This is a genomic window from Pseudomonas sp. Z2-11 (assembly GCF_054161305.1).
In genome coordinates, this window is the sequence record NZ_CP096395.1 from 1,447,907 (window position 1) to 1,462,282 (window position 14,376).

Genomic DNA, 14,376 nt, shown 5'->3' on the forward strand with positions numbered 1-14,376 from the left:
GCCGCACTCGTCCGATAGAGTGAGCTCTTGTGGCGAGGGAGCTTGCTCCCGCTGGAGCGCGAAGCGGTCCCATCGCGTAAATGGCGACCGCTTCGCAGTCGAGCGGGAGCAAGCTCCCTCGCCACGGTTCTGCGCTGCCCGTCGGATTTAGACCTCCACCGGCACCGCCAGCTTCGGATCGCCCAGTGGGTGGGTCTTGGCATCGAAGAAGCGCAATTGCGTGTCCAGGCCCTCGAACAATTTGGCGTAATGCCGCTTCTGATGCTGGATGAACGCCTGGCTGCGCGGGTAAATCGAGATGGCCACGGTCCTCGGCGCCGCTTGGCCCAGGGCATGGATGATATGGCTGTCCTGCTCGCCCAAGGCGTGGCCGAACAGACACAGATTGTCGTCGTGGTGCAGCAACTGGTCGTAGCAGAACGACAGGTAATCGCTGCTGCGGATGGTCTTGAGTTTGTCCTGGCTCGGCCCTTCGCTGACAAAAAGCGGCACGTCGTCTAGGGTCTTGAGGGTGTTGTTGATGGCAAAACTGCCCAACAGCGTGCCTTCGGTGGAAGCGAGCTTGCGTGCCGTGCCGTCCTGGTTGCGCACCAAATGCAGGCCGCCGTGCAGATACAACAGGCGCGGCTTGTCTGTACTGGTCCGACTCGGATCGAAGCTGTGATCGGCACCCAGGAACAGATCGGTGAGGGTCTCGGGCGTATGCTGGATCGCCCAATAGCTGAGCAGATCGTAGTTGGTGGTGAACACTGTGCGGTAGCGGCCCAGCTCTTGATTGAGACTTCCCAGGGTCGAGGGTTGCACCAGTCGCCAGGGGATATGCACCGCGTGCACGGTGTTGATCAAGGCTTCCTTGATCGCGTAATAGCGATTGCGCGGGGCGGCGGAGCTGACGGCCAGGGCCTTGTTGACCCGGCTGGTGGTTTTCAACGCGCCCAGTACCTGCTCGAAACTGCGGGTCTGCAGCGCATCGAAGACGCTCAGTTCCGAAGGGCTCAGTGGTTTTTCCTCGACGGTGCGGGCGTTCTCGAACAACGAGTCATAGCCGAAATCGTCCCACACGGCGCGGCTCGCGCCATTGCCCACCAGCAGGCCGCTGAAAGCGGTGTCGGTGCGCAACGTCTCCCAATTTTCGAGCCGGGCGTCGTATTCCTGGAAATCGGTCATTGCGAAAGTCATCTCAAAACGTGGCAAAGGCAGGACGCGACTTTATCACGACCCAGTCCTGAGCCAGATCAAGATACGTCGTGGCCGGTCGATAACCTTTTTCAGGTGTTCTGATCGAGCAGTCTACTGCGGCGGACCGGGCGCCTGGGCTATCCTCACCGGTATTCAGGGCGCGCGCTGGCCTGGCGATTTCCCGGTTCGTTCATTGCTGCATTCCCGGATGGCTTCTGTGCCATGGATATTCGAAACTCCACGCCGCTGGCCGGTTACCTTGATCTGCTGATGGATGCCGTGTGCGCCGTCGACGCCCTGGGGCGTTTCGTGTTTGTCAGTGCCGCCAGCGAGCGGATCTTCGGCTACACGCCGAAGGAGCTGATTGGCCGTTCGATGATCGATATGGTCCACCCTGCCGACCGCCAGCGGACCCTTGATGCGGCGCGCGAAGTCATGCGCGGAGAACCCAAGCTCAATTTCGAGAACCGCTATCTGCGCAAGGACGGTGGGGTCGTCCATATCCTCTGGTCGGCGCGCTGGTCCGAGCCTGACCAATTGCGGATCGCCGTGGCGCGGGACATCACCGAGCGCAAGCTGGCGGAGTCTCGGCAGGCCGCGTTGTACGCGATTTCCGAGGCCGCCCATGCTGCCGCCGACCTGCTGGCGTTGTTCAAACGTATCCACTTGATAATCGGCGAGTGGCTGCCGGCACTGAATTTTTCGGTGGCGTTGTATGACGAGCAATGTGCCCAGCTCAACTTTCCCTATCACGTCGACGACCGGGAGCGACAGCCGGAACTGCCGGGCACGACCATTGGGCGTTTGTGTGCCGAAGTCATACGCAGCGGCCAGCCGATCCTGCTGACGCCCGGCTCCAGCTCGTTGCCCGTGGAGCTGCACGACCTCGTGGCGAAACCGGACGCGCCGTGCTGGCTGGGTGTGCCACTGAATTCGCAGAGCGGCACGATTGGCGCGTTGATCGTCAAGAGCGCGGCGGATAACGAGCGCTACACCGAGCAGGACAAGGAATTGCTGCAGTATGTTTGCGTGCAGATTGCGATTGCCATCGAGCGCCAGCAACTGCATACCCGGTTGCAGCACATGGCCCAGTACGACCAGCTCACTCAGGTACCCAATCGCGAGTTGCTGCGTGACCGCTTCAAGGCCGCATTGACCACGGCCCGTGTTGCATCGGGGCGGATGGCATTGCTCTACATCGATCTGGATCGCTTCAAGCAGATCAACGACACCTACGGTCATGCCGTTGGCGACATGCTGCTGCAAGCGGTGGCCAGCCGACTCAAGGGTTGCATACGTGACACCGACACCGTCGCACGCATCGGTGGCGATGAATTTGTGGTGCTGCTCCATAGCATCCAGAGCGTGGCAGACGCCGACCGGGTGCAGGAGCAGATTCGTCACGCGCTGGCCCAGCCGCTGCGGCTGGACGGTCATTGCCTGAGCATCGAACCGAGCATTGGCGTGGCGTGTTTCCCCGAACACGGCACGGAAGACATCACCTTGTTCCGCCACGCCGACGAGGCGATGTACGCAGCCAAACGCCACAATCACCGGGCCTTCGGCATCTGACCACCTCACCGTTCGTCGTCGCGCCAGCGCTTTTTCCAAACCTTGAATGCCGACTCATTTCAAATGAAATACGGGGCAGGCATGCCCATCATTCATGCAATACGGAGGGCTCGAGCATGCACGGGTCAAGCAACATTTATCCGGGAAACATTGCTCATGATCGAACGAAGGTGTCTGAAGCGGGTCGCAAAAGTGGGAGAACCACCACCGCGAGTGTCGATAAAAGTCCGCTGAAGGCTGAAATCGGCCGCAAGCCGGATCGCACGACTCGCTGAACATTCAACGGTGGTTCTGATTCAGCGGCGGGGAAACCCTGTCGCAATTTTCTATCAGAGGAGGGCGTGACCATGAGCCGGATGGCCACCTTTTTACGCACCACCAGTGTTGTCGTGCTGATGGGCCTGGGTGCCAGCAGTGCCTGGGCCCAGTCACCTGCCGAATTCATCAACGATGCATCCGCCAAAGGCATGGCTGACATCGAAGCCAGCCGCGCCGCACATTCGAAGGCGGAATCAAGGGAGGTCAAGGACTACACCATCATGGTGATCAACGACCGCACCACCGCCAACCAACACCTGGCGAAAATCGCCAAGAAGCTCGACTTGCCCGTCGCGCCCCGGGAGGAAGTCGCGGACAAGGCCAAGACCTTGATGCCGCAAGTGGCCGAGGGCGAGTCGTTCGAGGCGGCGTATGCCGCCAGCCAGGTCAAGGCCACTGAGGAAGCCATCGAGCAGATCCAGCAACAGGCCCAGACCACCAACGTGCCGGAGATCAAGGCGTTCGCCGACGAAACCCTGCCCAAATTACAGACGCATCTTGAGATGGCCAGGGCGCTGCAGGCCAGTCGCTGATTTGCCGCACCTGTTTTTACCTCAGGACCGGGACGCCAGCGTCCCGGCTTGTTTTGCCCGCCGAAAAGGAGAACCTCGATGTCTACACGCCGAGAACCCAACCAATACGCGATGCAGAATCCACTGACCCAATACCCTCGTCCGGAATTCCCCGACCAGCCGCAATCACCCCCCGGCATTGACCAAGACATGGAACCACAGCCCGATCACGGCGAAAAAACCTATCAAGGCTTCGGTCGCCTGGAGGGGCGCAAGGCGCTGATCACGGGCGGCGATTCGGGGATCGGTCGCGCGGCGGCCATTGCCTATGCCCGCGAAGGCGCCGACGTAGCCATCAACTATCTGCCCAGCGAAGAACGCGACGCGCAGCAAGTCATCGAGCTGATCAAGGCCGAAGGCCGCAAGGCCATTGCGATTCCGGGAGATCTCAAGGACGAAGCGTTCTGCGTCCAGATGGTGAAGATGGCGCAGCAGGAGCTCGGTGGCCTGGATATCCTGGTCAACGTCGCCGGTAAGCAGGAAGCGCAAAAGGACATTGCCGACATCACCACCGCGCAATTCGACGACACCATGAAAACCAACATCTACGCGATGTTCTGGATTTGCAAGGCCGCGGTACCGCTGATGCCGGCCGGGGCGACGATCATCAATACCGCGTCGATCCAATCCTACGATCCGTCCGCGACGCTGCTCGATTACGCCACCACCAAAGCGGCGATCGTGGCGTTTACCAAGGCGTTGGCCGGACAGGTCATCAGCAAGGGAATCCGGGTCAATGCCGTGGCTCCGGGGCCGATCTGGACAGTGCTGCAACCCAGCGGCGGACAGCCTAGGGAGAAGATCCCTACATTCGGCTCCCAGGTTCCGATGAAGCGTCCGGGGCAGCCAGCGGAATGTGCGCCGCTGTACGTGCTGCTGGCGTCGCAGGAGTCGAGTTATATCACCGGAGAAGTGTTTGGCGTGACGGGTGGGAATCCGTTGCCCTGATGCGCGGCATTCGGATGCGCGAGCGTTGCAACAACGCTCGCGCATCTGCTTTCAGCACTGGTTCAAGTCGACTTTTTTCTCTTCTTCTACACCCTCAAGGCTCTTGGCCTCGTCTTTGCCCATGTCCTGGTAGCGCTTGCGCAACGCTTCCAGCTGCTTGAGGTCCAGCGACTCGAGACCGAGCATTGCGTTCTGCGCGTCCTTGGTCGCGCGCAGCAATTCATCGACTTTCAAGTGCAGGATATCGGTATCGCGGTTTTGCGTGTTCTGGATAAGAAACACCATGAGGAAGGTGATGATCGTGGTCGAGGTATTGATGATCAGTTGCCAGGTGTCGTTGAAACCGAAGAACGGTCCGCTGGCGGCCCAGAGCGCCAACAACACAATAGCTCCGAGAAAGGTCTTGGGACTTCCTGCCCACAGGGCCAGTTTTTGAGCAATCTTTGCGAACGTCATTGCCGTGTTTCCTCAGTGGATGCACCTGTCTGGTGTGACACCAACGAAGCGGCGAAAATTCTACTTACATTTCAATCCGAACCTCCGTCGACGTTCATCGTCCGGGACGAAGACTGGCGCAACCATTTGCTCTGCCTGATGGTCACTCCTTAAAGCCTTCATTGACGGAGTACACCATGAACCTCACCCGCACCTTCTGCCTCGCCTGTTGCCTGTTCGCACTGCAGGGCTGCTTTGACAATTCGGATAACGAGACCAAGGACAACACCGACGGCACCAAGTCTTCGGTGCAGATGCAGGAGTCCAAGTCGGAGAGCAAATAAATCACATAGCCCAGGCCGGGCTATGTACAAACCTGTGGGAGCGAGCCTGCTCGCGAAGGCGTCAGGTCAGCAACTTGGAAATTGACTGTTCCACCGCCTTCGCGAGCAGGCTCGCTCCCACAGGTTCTTGTGTTTCGGCAGGTATTGCTCAGCGTCCTTGTTGCAAAACCTTGAGTGCCGCCGATGCCAGGAAGCCTGACCGGCTCTTTTCCTCGGGATGATGCAGCACATATTCATCGATACGGTTCAGCAGGTAGCCGGGCAGGGTGATGTTGAGTTTCTGCGCCTTGCCCAGATATCTGGTCACATCAATGTCCACCAATGCCCACGCGCACCCGGCATATTTCGGATTGGCCGCGTGCAGCGTCACGGTGTTGGCCGGCGGAATGGGCGAACCATCTTCGGCAAGAATTTCAAAGTGCCCTTCGATGGCCTCGCGCGCCATGGCCATGGCATCGTCCAGATCATCGCCTGCGGAAAAACAACCAGGGATATCCGGCACTTCAACGCCCCAGGCGTGGTGCTCATCGCCCATGGAAATCGCAATCGGGTAAAGCATTCAATCGTCCTCCGGGGAAGCTGGGCAACTGGCCGTCTGGAGCAGGGCCTGTTGCAAAATACTGATGGCCGTTTTCTTGAGCAGGTCCTTCTTGGGATGAGCCGTAACCAGTCCCGGTTTGGTCGGGTGCTTGAAATGGTGGTGACTGCCTCGGATCCGTACCAGGTACCAACCATCCGCAACAATCTGGCTTATCAGGAATCGGCTGTTCACAACACCTCCGTGTGGTGTGTGTGTGTGGTAGGTACTATACCTACCAGAAAGGAATGATCAACACTATAACCACCGTTAGCGACGACCGGGATCGAGTGGGACCTACGTCCTGAAGTCTAGAAGCGGCGCAGGACAAGGCGGCGGAGGGTCGGATTGGGTCTATTTCCAGATGTGAGACGCAAGGAACATCTGGAGGATCGCAACCCGTGGCGAGGGAGCTTGCTCCCGCTGGGCTGCGAAGCAGTCCCGGTTTCAGCGTATTCGCAGACATATCCACAAGACCTACGACTGCTGCACAAACGTCAGCCGTACCGCAAACCCAATCAGCACGCTGCCAAACACCCACTGCTGCGCACGTTGGGCCGAGGGCGATCGCTGAAGCCAGCGTCCGAGCGCTACGCCCACCAGTGCGTAGGCGCTGTCAAACAGCAGGCCGACGCCGACCAGCACCAAACCGAGCATCGCGAATTGCCCCAGCACCGGCCCGCCCTGTGGGTCGATGAACTGCGGCAGCAACACTGAGCAAAACAGCAGCGCCTTGGGATTGAGCAGGTTGGTCAGCAGACCGCGTTGTATCGCTTGGTACCACTGTCGCTTTCCGACTTCGGCGTCAGCTCCTTCAAAGCTTGGCACCAACGTGGTTCGCAAACACTGAAACCCGATCCACGCCAGATAAGCAGCACCTGCCAGGCGCACCACATCAAAGGTCCAGGGCGCTGTCTTGAACAACACCGAGAGCCCCATTGCCGCCAGCGCGACATGACATGCCCGGGCCATGCCCAAGCCTACCGCCGTCGCCAGCGCCGCAGCCTTGCCCTGACGGGCACCGGTTTGCAGCACCAGGATCATGTCCGGCCCGGGCAACAGATACGCCACCGTCAACGCCATGAAAAACAACCAGAGCTCTGTCATTGCATGCCCTCCGCAATCAGTGGATTGGAGATGCCAGTCTATGGCCGAAGGGTAGGGCAGGTGCTTGCGTAATCAGCTTCTAAAGCTCTAAGAATTGGCATAACCTGCCAAGTGATCGATCCATTCAATCGAAAAGTGCCAAATCATGAAACTTGATGCCTTCGACCGCAAAATTCTCGCTGCACTGCAGCGGGACGGCCGGCTGAGCAACGTACAACTGGCCGAAGAAATCGGCCTGTCCCCCTCGCCATGCCTGCGCCGCGTGCGGATGCTCGAGGAAGCGGGAGTGATCCGCGGCTATCAAGCCATCCTGGATCGCGATGAAGTGGGCCTCGGTATGACGATCTTTGTCGGCATCAAGGTCGAACGGCACACCGATGAACGAGCCGAGGCATTTCGCCTGGCGGTGACCGCGCTACCCGAAGTGATCTCGGCATTCCTGGTGTCAGGCGAGTCGGATTTCCTGCTACAAGTGGTGGTGCCGGACTTGCGGGCCTATGACCGATTTGTCACGGGCAAGCTGTTGAAGCTGCCGGGGGTGAGTGACATTCGCAGTAATTTTGCGATCAACACGGTGAAGGCTCCGGGTGCGCTGCCGTTGGGGCATTTGCCAGATGCTTGAGTAGATACTGATTATCGTGCTATCACGCAAGGAAACTTGGTGCCAATCAACTTCCCGATAGGGGGAAGGGCCCTGGATGGAACTCAGCATGGATCGGCTGCGCAATGGACCGTAAAAAATCGAACATATCCCGTTGTTTCAGATCGGGCGGTTTTGTCGTGCCTGAAATTTAATAGATGAAACTTTAATTGCTCATTCTCCAGACGAATCTCCGCTCAAGCTTCACTGGCCGCAGCCGAAAAACACCGCCGGGATTCATGCTTCAGTTTTGTGAACACACACTGATTTACGAAAACCTCCTCTACCATCCTTAAAGCAAGGAAGAAAAATGGCAGTCATTAATGGAACAGCTGGCGCAGATGCACTGATTGGCACCGCAGGGGACGATGAGATCAACGCTCTGGGTGGCAACGATGTCATCAAGGGGACTGCTGGCGCAGACAAAATCGATGGCGGTGCGGGTTTAGATACTGTCGACTATTCGGCATCTACTGAAGGTATCAGTATAGATTTGCGTCAGGGCACTGGACTTGTTGGACGGGGTGGCGATGCAGAGGGAGATACGCTCATTGGTATCGAAACTGTCATAGGCTCTGCCTTCAATGACGTGCTTTCCTCTGGTCCGTACACCGTAATCCCAACGGTACAGCTGGAAGGGGGAGCTGGCGACGATATCTACAACATCAATCTGGGGCTGACCCCCTACATCATCGAACAGGCCGGTGGCGGCAACGATGAAGTCCGCGTGTCGGTAATCAATGCCAACGGTACAGTCCTGGCGGCCAACGTTGAGCGCCTGACCTACGTCGGCACCGGCGCATTCACCGGTTACGGCAATGACAGCGACAACGTCATTACCGGCGGTTCGGGTAACGACACCTTGTTCGGTGGCGCGGGAGCGGACCAGTTCATCGGCGGTGCCGGCTATGACATAGCGGGTTATACCGACAGCAAGCAAGCTGTGAACATCAATCTCAAGACGGGCGTGCATTCCGGGATCGCGGCAGGTGATACCTACACCGGTATCGAGGTGATCAGAGGATCGAATTTCAACGACACGTTCGTTGGCGATGGCAGCGGTATACGACTCGACGGCGGCGCCGGGATCGACGTGATCGATTACTCGGGCTCGACTGCCGGGGTAAACGTCGATATCCGTAATGGGTGGGGAACCGCAGGCACGGGCGGAGATGCCGAAGGCATCATTTTGGCGAATATCGAAACCGTCATAGGCTCTGCCTTCAACGACGTGCTCTCCGCTGGCCCGTACACCGTAATCCCCACGGTACGGCTGGAAGGGGGGGCTGGCGACGACATCTACAACATCAATTTGGGGCTGACCCCCTACATCATCGAACAGGCCGGTGGCGGCAACGATGAAGTCCGCGTGTCGGTGATCAATGCCAACGGCACGGTCCTGGCGGCGAACGTCGAGCGCTTGACCTACGTCGGCACCGGTGCATTCACCGGTTACGGCAACGACAGCGACAACGTCATTACCGGCGGTTCGGGTAACGACACCTTGTTCGGTGGTGCGGGAGCGGACCAGTTCATCGGTGGTGCCGGCTATGACATAGCGGGATATACCGACAGCAAGCAAGCCGTGACCATCAATCTCAAGACGGGTGTGCATTCAGCGATCGCGGCAGGCGATACGTACACCGGTATCGAGGTGATCAGGGGATCGAATTTCAACGACACGTTCGTTGGCGATGGCAGCGGTATGCAACTCGACGGCGGTGCCGGGATCGATACGGTCGACTACTCGGGCTCGACTGCCGGGGTAAACGTCGATATCCGTAATGGGTGGGGAACCGCAGGCACGGGCGGAGATGCCGAAGGCATCATTTTAGGGAATATCGAAACCGTCATAGGCTCTGCCTTCAACGACGTGCTCTCCGCTGGCCCGTACACCGTAATCCCAACGGTACAGCTGGAAGGGGGAGCTGGCGACGATATCTACAACATCAATCTGGGGCTGACCCCCTACATCATCGAACAGGCCGGTGGTGGCAACGATGAAGTCCGCGTGTCGGTAATCAATGCCAACGGCACGGTCCTGGCGGCGAACGTCGAACGCCTGACCTACGTCGGCACTGGTGCATTTACCGGTTACGGCAACGACAGCGACAACGTCATTACCGGTGGTTCGGGTAACGACACACTGTACGGTGGTGGGGGAGTAGATCAGTTAATCGGCGGTTCGGGTAACGACACATTATACGGAGGCGCGGGCGCGGATCAGTTCATCGGTGGTGCTGGCACTGACGTAGCGGGTTATACCGACAGCAATGAAGCTGTGACCATCAATCTCAAGACGGATGTGCATTCCGCGATCGCGGCAGGCGATACCTACACCGGTATCGAGGTGATCAGGGGATCGAATTTCAACGACACGTTCGTTGGCGATGGCAGCGGTATGCAACTCGACGGCGGTGCCGGGATCGATACGGTCGACTACTCGGGCTCGACTGCCGGGGTAAACGTCGATATCCGTAATGGGTGGGGAACCGCAGGCACGGGCGGAGATGCCGAAGGCATCATTTTAGGGAATATCGAAACCGTCATAGGCTCTGCCTTCAACGACGTGCTCTCCGCTGGCCCATACACCGTAATCCCAACGGTACAGCTGGAAGGGGGAGCTGGCGACGATATATACAACATCAATCTGGGGCTGACCCCCTACATCATCGAACAGGCCGGTGGCGGCAACGATGAAGTCCGCGTGTCGGTGATCAATGCCAACGGCACGGTCCTGGCGGCCAACGTCGAGCGCCTGACCTACGTCGGCACTGGTGCATTTACCGGTTATGGCAACGACAGCGACAACATCATTACCGGCGGTTCGGGTAACGACACACTGTACGGTGGCGCGGGAGCGGATCAGCTCATAGGCGGTGCTGGCTATGACATAGCGAGCTATCTCGACAGCAAAGCAGCCATGGCCATCAACCTCAAGACGGGCGTGCATTCCGGGATCGCGGCGGGTGATACCTACACCGGTATCGAGGCGATCAGAGGATCGAATTTCAACGACATTTTCTACGGTGGTAGTTCGCCCGTGGCGCACGATGGCGCGGCTGGCATCGATCTGGTCACTTATGAACAGTCTGACAGCGCGGTGACGATCGACCTGACCAACGGCACGAACATAGGGGCGGCTGCTGGTCAGACCTACGCCAACATTGAAATGTTTCAAGGCAGCAATTTTGACGACACGCTATCGGGCTCGGGTCTGAAGGATATCTTCATTGGTGGAGCCGGGGCAGATGTAATCGATGGCCGGGTAGGTCTGGACAGTGCTTTTTACATTACAAGTACAACAGGCATCTCGATCAACTTGCAGACGCAAATCAATCAAGGTGGCGATGCCGAAGGTGATGTATTGCTTAACATCGAACATGTGTTGGGCAGTCATTTCAACGATGTCCTGGTTGGAGACACGGGTGTTAATTATCTGGAGGGTGGATTGGGCAACGACGTCATCGACGGCGGTGACGGCAATGATTTCCTCTATGGTGGGCTGACTTCTTGGATAGGACCTTTCAGCGTCGATAGCTCGGCGAACGGGCCGCAGGCAGACATCCTGTACGGCGGCGGCGGTAACGACACCATCGTCACGACTGCGAGCGACGAGGGGACTCAAGCCTACGGTGAGGCCGGAAATGACACTATCACTGTGATACATGGCATGGCTGACGGTGGGGAAGGCAACGACCTGCTGACCGGTAGAGGCGTGGGCTTTTCACTGTCAGGAGGTCAGGGGGATGACAGGCTGATATTGCAGACCGGCGGTTTTGCTAACGGCGGTGAGGGTGAGGATATCTACACCATCGATACTCCAAAGTTAGTGACGATTCAGGACGACGGTATCAGCAGCGGTGACAAATTGGTTTTGTCCTACATCGATAGCTCTGAACTGTTGGCTGATCGCATCGGTGATGACCTCTATCTGCACCGATCAAGTTTCACTCCGGGACAGGCACCGCAAGAAGGTGTGCGCCTGAAGGATTGGTATGCAGGTTACGACACCATCGAACAGATCCAGACAGCTGATATGCAGCTCATCAGTCTGGTGGGCATCAACACATTTGCCAATGATATGTTTTCCTGACAGCCAAGGCAGCGTTCCTGCCGCTACATATTGGTGACGGCAGGAAAATGCATATGCTTTCGTAATAGTCTTTAGTGTGTCGCCCTTTGCCCGGTACTGCTTGAACCGGGCAAAGATTTTCACCTGGCTCCTTAGAGAAAAAGACAATCGCGGAGCGAGTGCCCCCACAAACCCCAGACCAAAAAAAACCGGCCACCAGGAGCCGGTTTTTTTGTCCCCCGTCAAAACCATCACGACGCGGGACCAGAATTCGATTGGAGCGGGTGAAGGGAATCGAACCCTCGTTATCAGCTTGGGAAGCTGGATAGCATGGAATCTCAGTGCTTTTCATGCTGTCTCTTTGTCTGTTAAAAATCGTTATAAATCAGTGGGTTGAAAACCTATTTCTCGTCTCATTTGATATCAGGTAATCTTGTGTTGATTCGGACTAACAGACACCTATAACAGACACCTTACGCGATGCTGACAGACAAACAGATACGATCCATGAAACCTGGTAAGACCGATTACACGCGATCCGATAAGCGAGGTTCACGTGGTAGCGGTGTGCTGGTGGTAAAGGTTAAAACTACTGGGATCAAGGAGCTTTATTACGTTCGCTACATCCAGCAGAAAATCCGGCGCAAAAAGCTGGGTAATTGGCCGGATTTGTCGTTGTCCGATGCACGGATCCTATGTAGTGAGGCGGGTGAAACGGACGCGTCCGGCGGCTCACTCTCCCTGCTGCTTGATTCGTATGTTTCAAAGCTCAAGGCCGAAGGTGCGGCTTCACACGATGATGTGAAATGGTCATTTAAGAAGTACGTCACTGAGCCGCATCCAGAGATTGCGAAGCTGCCAGCCTCTTTAATTGAGCCTGGTCATATCAAGGATATTCTGTCGAAGATGATTCAGGATGGGGTGACCACATTTACTAATCGAGTCAGAGCCCGGCTGCATGCGGCGTTTCAGCACGGGCTCAATCAGGAAAATAATCCTCGGGACTATCTGAAGGACGGAGTTCAGTTTGGGCTGAAGCACAACCCTGTAGCCGGCGTGCCGGTGCAGAAGGATTGGGAGAAGCCTGGAGAGCGAGCGCTATCGGCTGAGGAGCTGGGCACGCTTTGGAACTTGCTGCCGGAAGAGCTTAGTATCGTGACATCTGAGTTAATCAAGTTTCTAATCGCCACGGGGGGCCAGAGGCCCACCCAGTTGCTGACCTCGGACCGGAGCATGTACCACAAGGATCACATGTTGATTAGGGATGCAAAAGGCAAAGCGGGGGAGCGCACCGCGCATGTTGTGCCGCTTAATAATTTGGCTTTGGCCTGCTTGAAACGATTGTCAATGCTCACCACCAGCGATCCGTATCCATTCGCTGGCAAGGACCTAAACGATTCGATACATACTAATTCGCTATCGCGAGCAGTCACTAAGCTTTATTCAAGAAATAAAGAAAGTTTCACAGGGCCGTTCACTCTCAGGGATATCCGCAGGACTTGTAAAACCTTGATGGGCGTAGCGGGCATTAGCAAGGAGATTCGGGACCGCATCCAAGGGCATGCGTTTTCAGATGTATCATCAAAGCATTATGATCGCTACGACTATTTTAAAGAAAAACAGACCGCCCTTGATCTTTGGGCCTCATGGTTGGAAACAGAGGCCAAAATTCACAACGGTGGAGTTTAGACACTGTTGTTTCTACTTGGGCGTCAATAATCGATTGAGGGCGTTGGTGATTTCTACTTCGTCCTTAAGAGCCTGTGACAAGCGGTCAGATAGTTCGCCAAGCACTACGCGAACGCTGGCGGCGTAGCCTAGGCAATCTTCATCAGAAAGATTATGGATGCCGTCACTCAATGCTCTGTATAAAAGTTTCAGTGGGCTATGGCCGTTAATAAGTAAGCTTTCGGGCATAGCATCTTTTGCCATGTCTAGTGCTTTTGTAAACTGGGTTTCCAATAGAGCGGCGTTCAGGATGTCTACCTTTTCTTTCGGAGCGCCAATTTTTTCAGATACCTTGACAATTTCTTTAAATATTCGATTTTTTTGATGTTCCACTACACGCCGATAATAAACAAATGCTCCAACCCCCAATCCCTGATTTTCACACCTTCTGCCCTTTAAAAAATTATCTCTGTCAGGGCCGATTAGCTTTAGAAGTCTTGCTGCAACGGGAGGGCCGAATACCGGATTTTCACCATATTTTATCAACGTCCCGCTAACTTCTTGGTCTTCTTTGTAAACCGTAATGGCATATATTTTTTTATGTTTTTGACAGTTTGAGCAGCGATAGATTATGAAGCAGTTAATTTTGGTTTCCGCTCTTATTGAAGTTCTATCTCCCTCAATGCAGCGATGAAAGCGAACGCCATTGCAAGATTCTTCTGAACAATGAATTTGTATTTCGGGTGTTTTCAAGTAGTAGTGCTGGCCGGCACCATTCCACTTCAAATCCATCAAGTCATGGATGTGCGCTATCTGATTTGGTGGGGAGGCTTCTAGGAACTCAGCGAAAGATTGCGATAAGATCTCAGTAGTTTCGGCTATGGTTTCACTTGTCATAAGGCTATCCGAACATAAAAAATGCGAAGGCCATATGTAGCGCC

At 56.3% G+C, this 14,376-nt stretch carries 13 protein-coding genes; 7 read left to right on the forward strand and 6 right to left on the reverse strand.

Annotated features, from left to right (window positions below):
* Positions 1–147 precede the first annotated feature (147 nt).
* Positions 148–1,167, reverse strand: a complete 1,020-nt coding sequence (locus M1E16_RS06370) for a DUF4917 family protein (protein ID WP_458129452.1) — start codon at positions 1,165–1,167, stop codon at positions 148–150.
* Positions 1,168–1,401: 234 nt separating this feature from the next.
* On the opposite strand from M1E16_RS06370, the gene M1E16_RS06375 reads away from it, so the two are divergent.
* The 3 genes from M1E16_RS06375 to M1E16_RS06385 all read left to right on the forward strand — a co-directional run bounded on the left by M1E16_RS06375 (position 1,402) and on the right by M1E16_RS06385 (position 4,589).
* Complete coding sequence (locus M1E16_RS06375; protein ID WP_434569518.1) at positions 1,402–2,751, forward strand: sensor domain-containing protein; 1,350 nt, start codon at positions 1,402–1,404, stop codon at positions 2,749–2,751.
* 347 nt (positions 2,752–3,098) lie between these two features.
* Positions 3,099–3,602 carry a DUF4142 domain-containing protein gene (locus tag M1E16_RS06380; protein ID WP_305496246.1) on the forward strand — a complete coding sequence of 168 codons (504 nt, stop codon included), beginning with the start codon at positions 3,099–3,101 and terminating at the stop codon, positions 3,600–3,602.
* 78 nt (positions 3,603–3,680) lie between these two features.
* A complete protein-coding gene (locus tag M1E16_RS06385) occupies positions 3,681–4,589 on the forward strand; it encodes an SDR family oxidoreductase (RefSeq protein ID WP_458129453.1) in 909 nt (302 codons plus the stop codon).
* Between the two features lie 51 nt (positions 4,590–4,640).
* Here the strand turns inward: M1E16_RS06385 and M1E16_RS06390 are convergent, their stop codons facing one another.
* Positions 4,641–5,045 carry a low affinity iron permease family protein gene (locus M1E16_RS06390; protein ID WP_434569515.1) on the reverse strand — a complete coding sequence of 135 codons (405 nt, stop codon included), beginning with the start codon at positions 5,043–5,045 and terminating at the stop codon, positions 4,641–4,643.
* Between the two features lie 176 nt (positions 5,046–5,221).
* Between M1E16_RS06390 and M1E16_RS06395 the strand changes: the two genes are divergently transcribed.
* Positions 5,222–5,368 carry a hypothetical protein gene (locus M1E16_RS06395; protein ID WP_434569514.1) on the forward strand — a complete coding sequence of 49 codons (147 nt, stop codon included), beginning with the start codon at positions 5,222–5,224 and terminating at the stop codon, positions 5,366–5,368.
* Between the two features lie 148 nt (positions 5,369–5,516).
* On the opposite strand, the gene M1E16_RS06400 is transcribed toward M1E16_RS06395, so the two are convergent.
* The 3 genes from M1E16_RS06400 to M1E16_RS06410 form a co-directional block, all read right to left on the reverse strand.
* Entirely contained in the window at positions 5,517–5,927 is a 411-nt protein-coding gene (locus M1E16_RS06400; RefSeq protein WP_434569513.1) for a type II toxin-antitoxin system HicB family antitoxin, read from the reverse strand.
* A complete protein-coding gene (locus M1E16_RS06405) occupies positions 5,928–6,140 on the reverse strand; it encodes a type II toxin-antitoxin system HicA family toxin (RefSeq protein ID WP_458129454.1) in 213 nt (70 codons plus the stop codon). It lies immediately after the preceding gene.
* Between the two features lie 282 nt (positions 6,141–6,422).
* Complete coding sequence (locus tag M1E16_RS06410; protein ID WP_458129455.1) at positions 6,423–7,052, reverse strand: LysE family translocator; 630 nt, start codon at positions 7,050–7,052, stop codon at positions 6,423–6,425.
* Between the two features lie 145 nt (positions 7,053–7,197).
* On the opposite strand from M1E16_RS06410, the gene M1E16_RS06415 reads away from it, so the two are divergent.
* From M1E16_RS06415 to M1E16_RS06425, 3 genes are all read left to right on the forward strand, one after another.
* Entirely contained in the window at positions 7,198–7,674 is a 477-nt protein-coding gene (locus M1E16_RS06415) for an Lrp/AsnC family transcriptional regulator (protein ID WP_434625549.1), read from the forward strand.
* A 328-nt stretch (positions 7,675–8,002) separates the two neighbouring features.
* Positions 8,003–11,788, forward strand: a complete 3,786-nt coding sequence (locus M1E16_RS06420) for a beta strand repeat-containing protein (protein WP_434699701.1) — start codon at positions 8,003–8,005, stop codon at positions 11,786–11,788.
* A gap of 486 nt (positions 11,789–12,274) precedes the next feature.
* Positions 12,275–13,456 (forward strand): tyrosine-type recombinase/integrase, encoded by a 1,182-nt coding sequence (locus M1E16_RS06425; protein ID WP_458129456.1) that lies wholly within the window; start codon positions 12,275–12,277, stop codon positions 13,454–13,456.
* Positions 13,457–13,468: 12 nt separating this feature from the next.
* On the opposite strand, the gene M1E16_RS06430 is transcribed toward M1E16_RS06425, so the two are convergent.
* On the reverse strand, positions 13,469–14,332 hold the full coding sequence (locus M1E16_RS06430) for a hypothetical protein (RefSeq protein ID WP_458129457.1): 864 nt from the start codon (positions 14,330–14,332) through the stop codon (positions 13,469–13,471).
* Positions 14,333–14,376: the final 44 nt, after the last annotated feature.

Bases quoted from the DNA above. Each gene is read 5' to 3' on its own strand.
- M1E16_RS06370 (WP_458129452.1), bottom strand. From the start codon at position 1,167: ATGACCGATTTCCAGGAATACGACGCCCGGCTCGAAAATTGGGAGACG.
- M1E16_RS06375 (WP_434569518.1), top strand. From the start codon at position 1,402: ATGGATATTCGAAACTCCACGCCGCTGGCCGGTTACCTTGATCTGCTG.
- M1E16_RS06380 (WP_305496246.1), top strand. From the start codon at position 3,099: ATGAGCCGGATGGCCACCTTTTTACGCACCACCAGTGTTGTCGTGCTG.
- M1E16_RS06385 (WP_458129453.1), top strand. From the start codon at position 3,681: ATGTCTACACGCCGAGAACCCAACCAATACGCGATGCAGAATCCACTG.
- M1E16_RS06390 (WP_434569515.1), bottom strand. From the start codon at position 5,045: ATGACGTTCGCAAAGATTGCTCAAAAACTGGCCCTGTGGGCAGGAAGT.
- M1E16_RS06395 (WP_434569514.1), top strand. From the start codon at position 5,222: ATGAACCTCACCCGCACCTTCTGCCTCGCCTGTTGCCTGTTCGCACTG.
- M1E16_RS06400 (WP_434569513.1), bottom strand. From the start codon at position 5,927: ATGCTTTACCCGATTGCGATTTCCATGGGCGATGAGCACCACGCCTGG.
- M1E16_RS06410 (WP_458129455.1), bottom strand. From the start codon at position 7,052: ATGACAGAGCTCTGGTTGTTTTTCATGGCGTTGACGGTGGCGTATCTG.
- M1E16_RS06415 (WP_434625549.1), top strand. From the start codon at position 7,198: ATGAAACTTGATGCCTTCGACCGCAAAATTCTCGCTGCACTGCAGCGG.
- M1E16_RS06420 (WP_434699701.1), top strand. From the start codon at position 8,003: ATGGCAGTCATTAATGGAACAGCTGGCGCAGATGCACTGATTGGCACC.
- M1E16_RS06425 (WP_458129456.1), top strand. From the start codon at position 12,275: ATGAAACCTGGTAAGACCGATTACACGCGATCCGATAAGCGAGGTTCA.
- M1E16_RS06430 (WP_458129457.1), bottom strand. From the start codon at position 14,332: ATGACAAGTGAAACCATAGCCGAAACTACTGAGATCTTATCGCAATCT.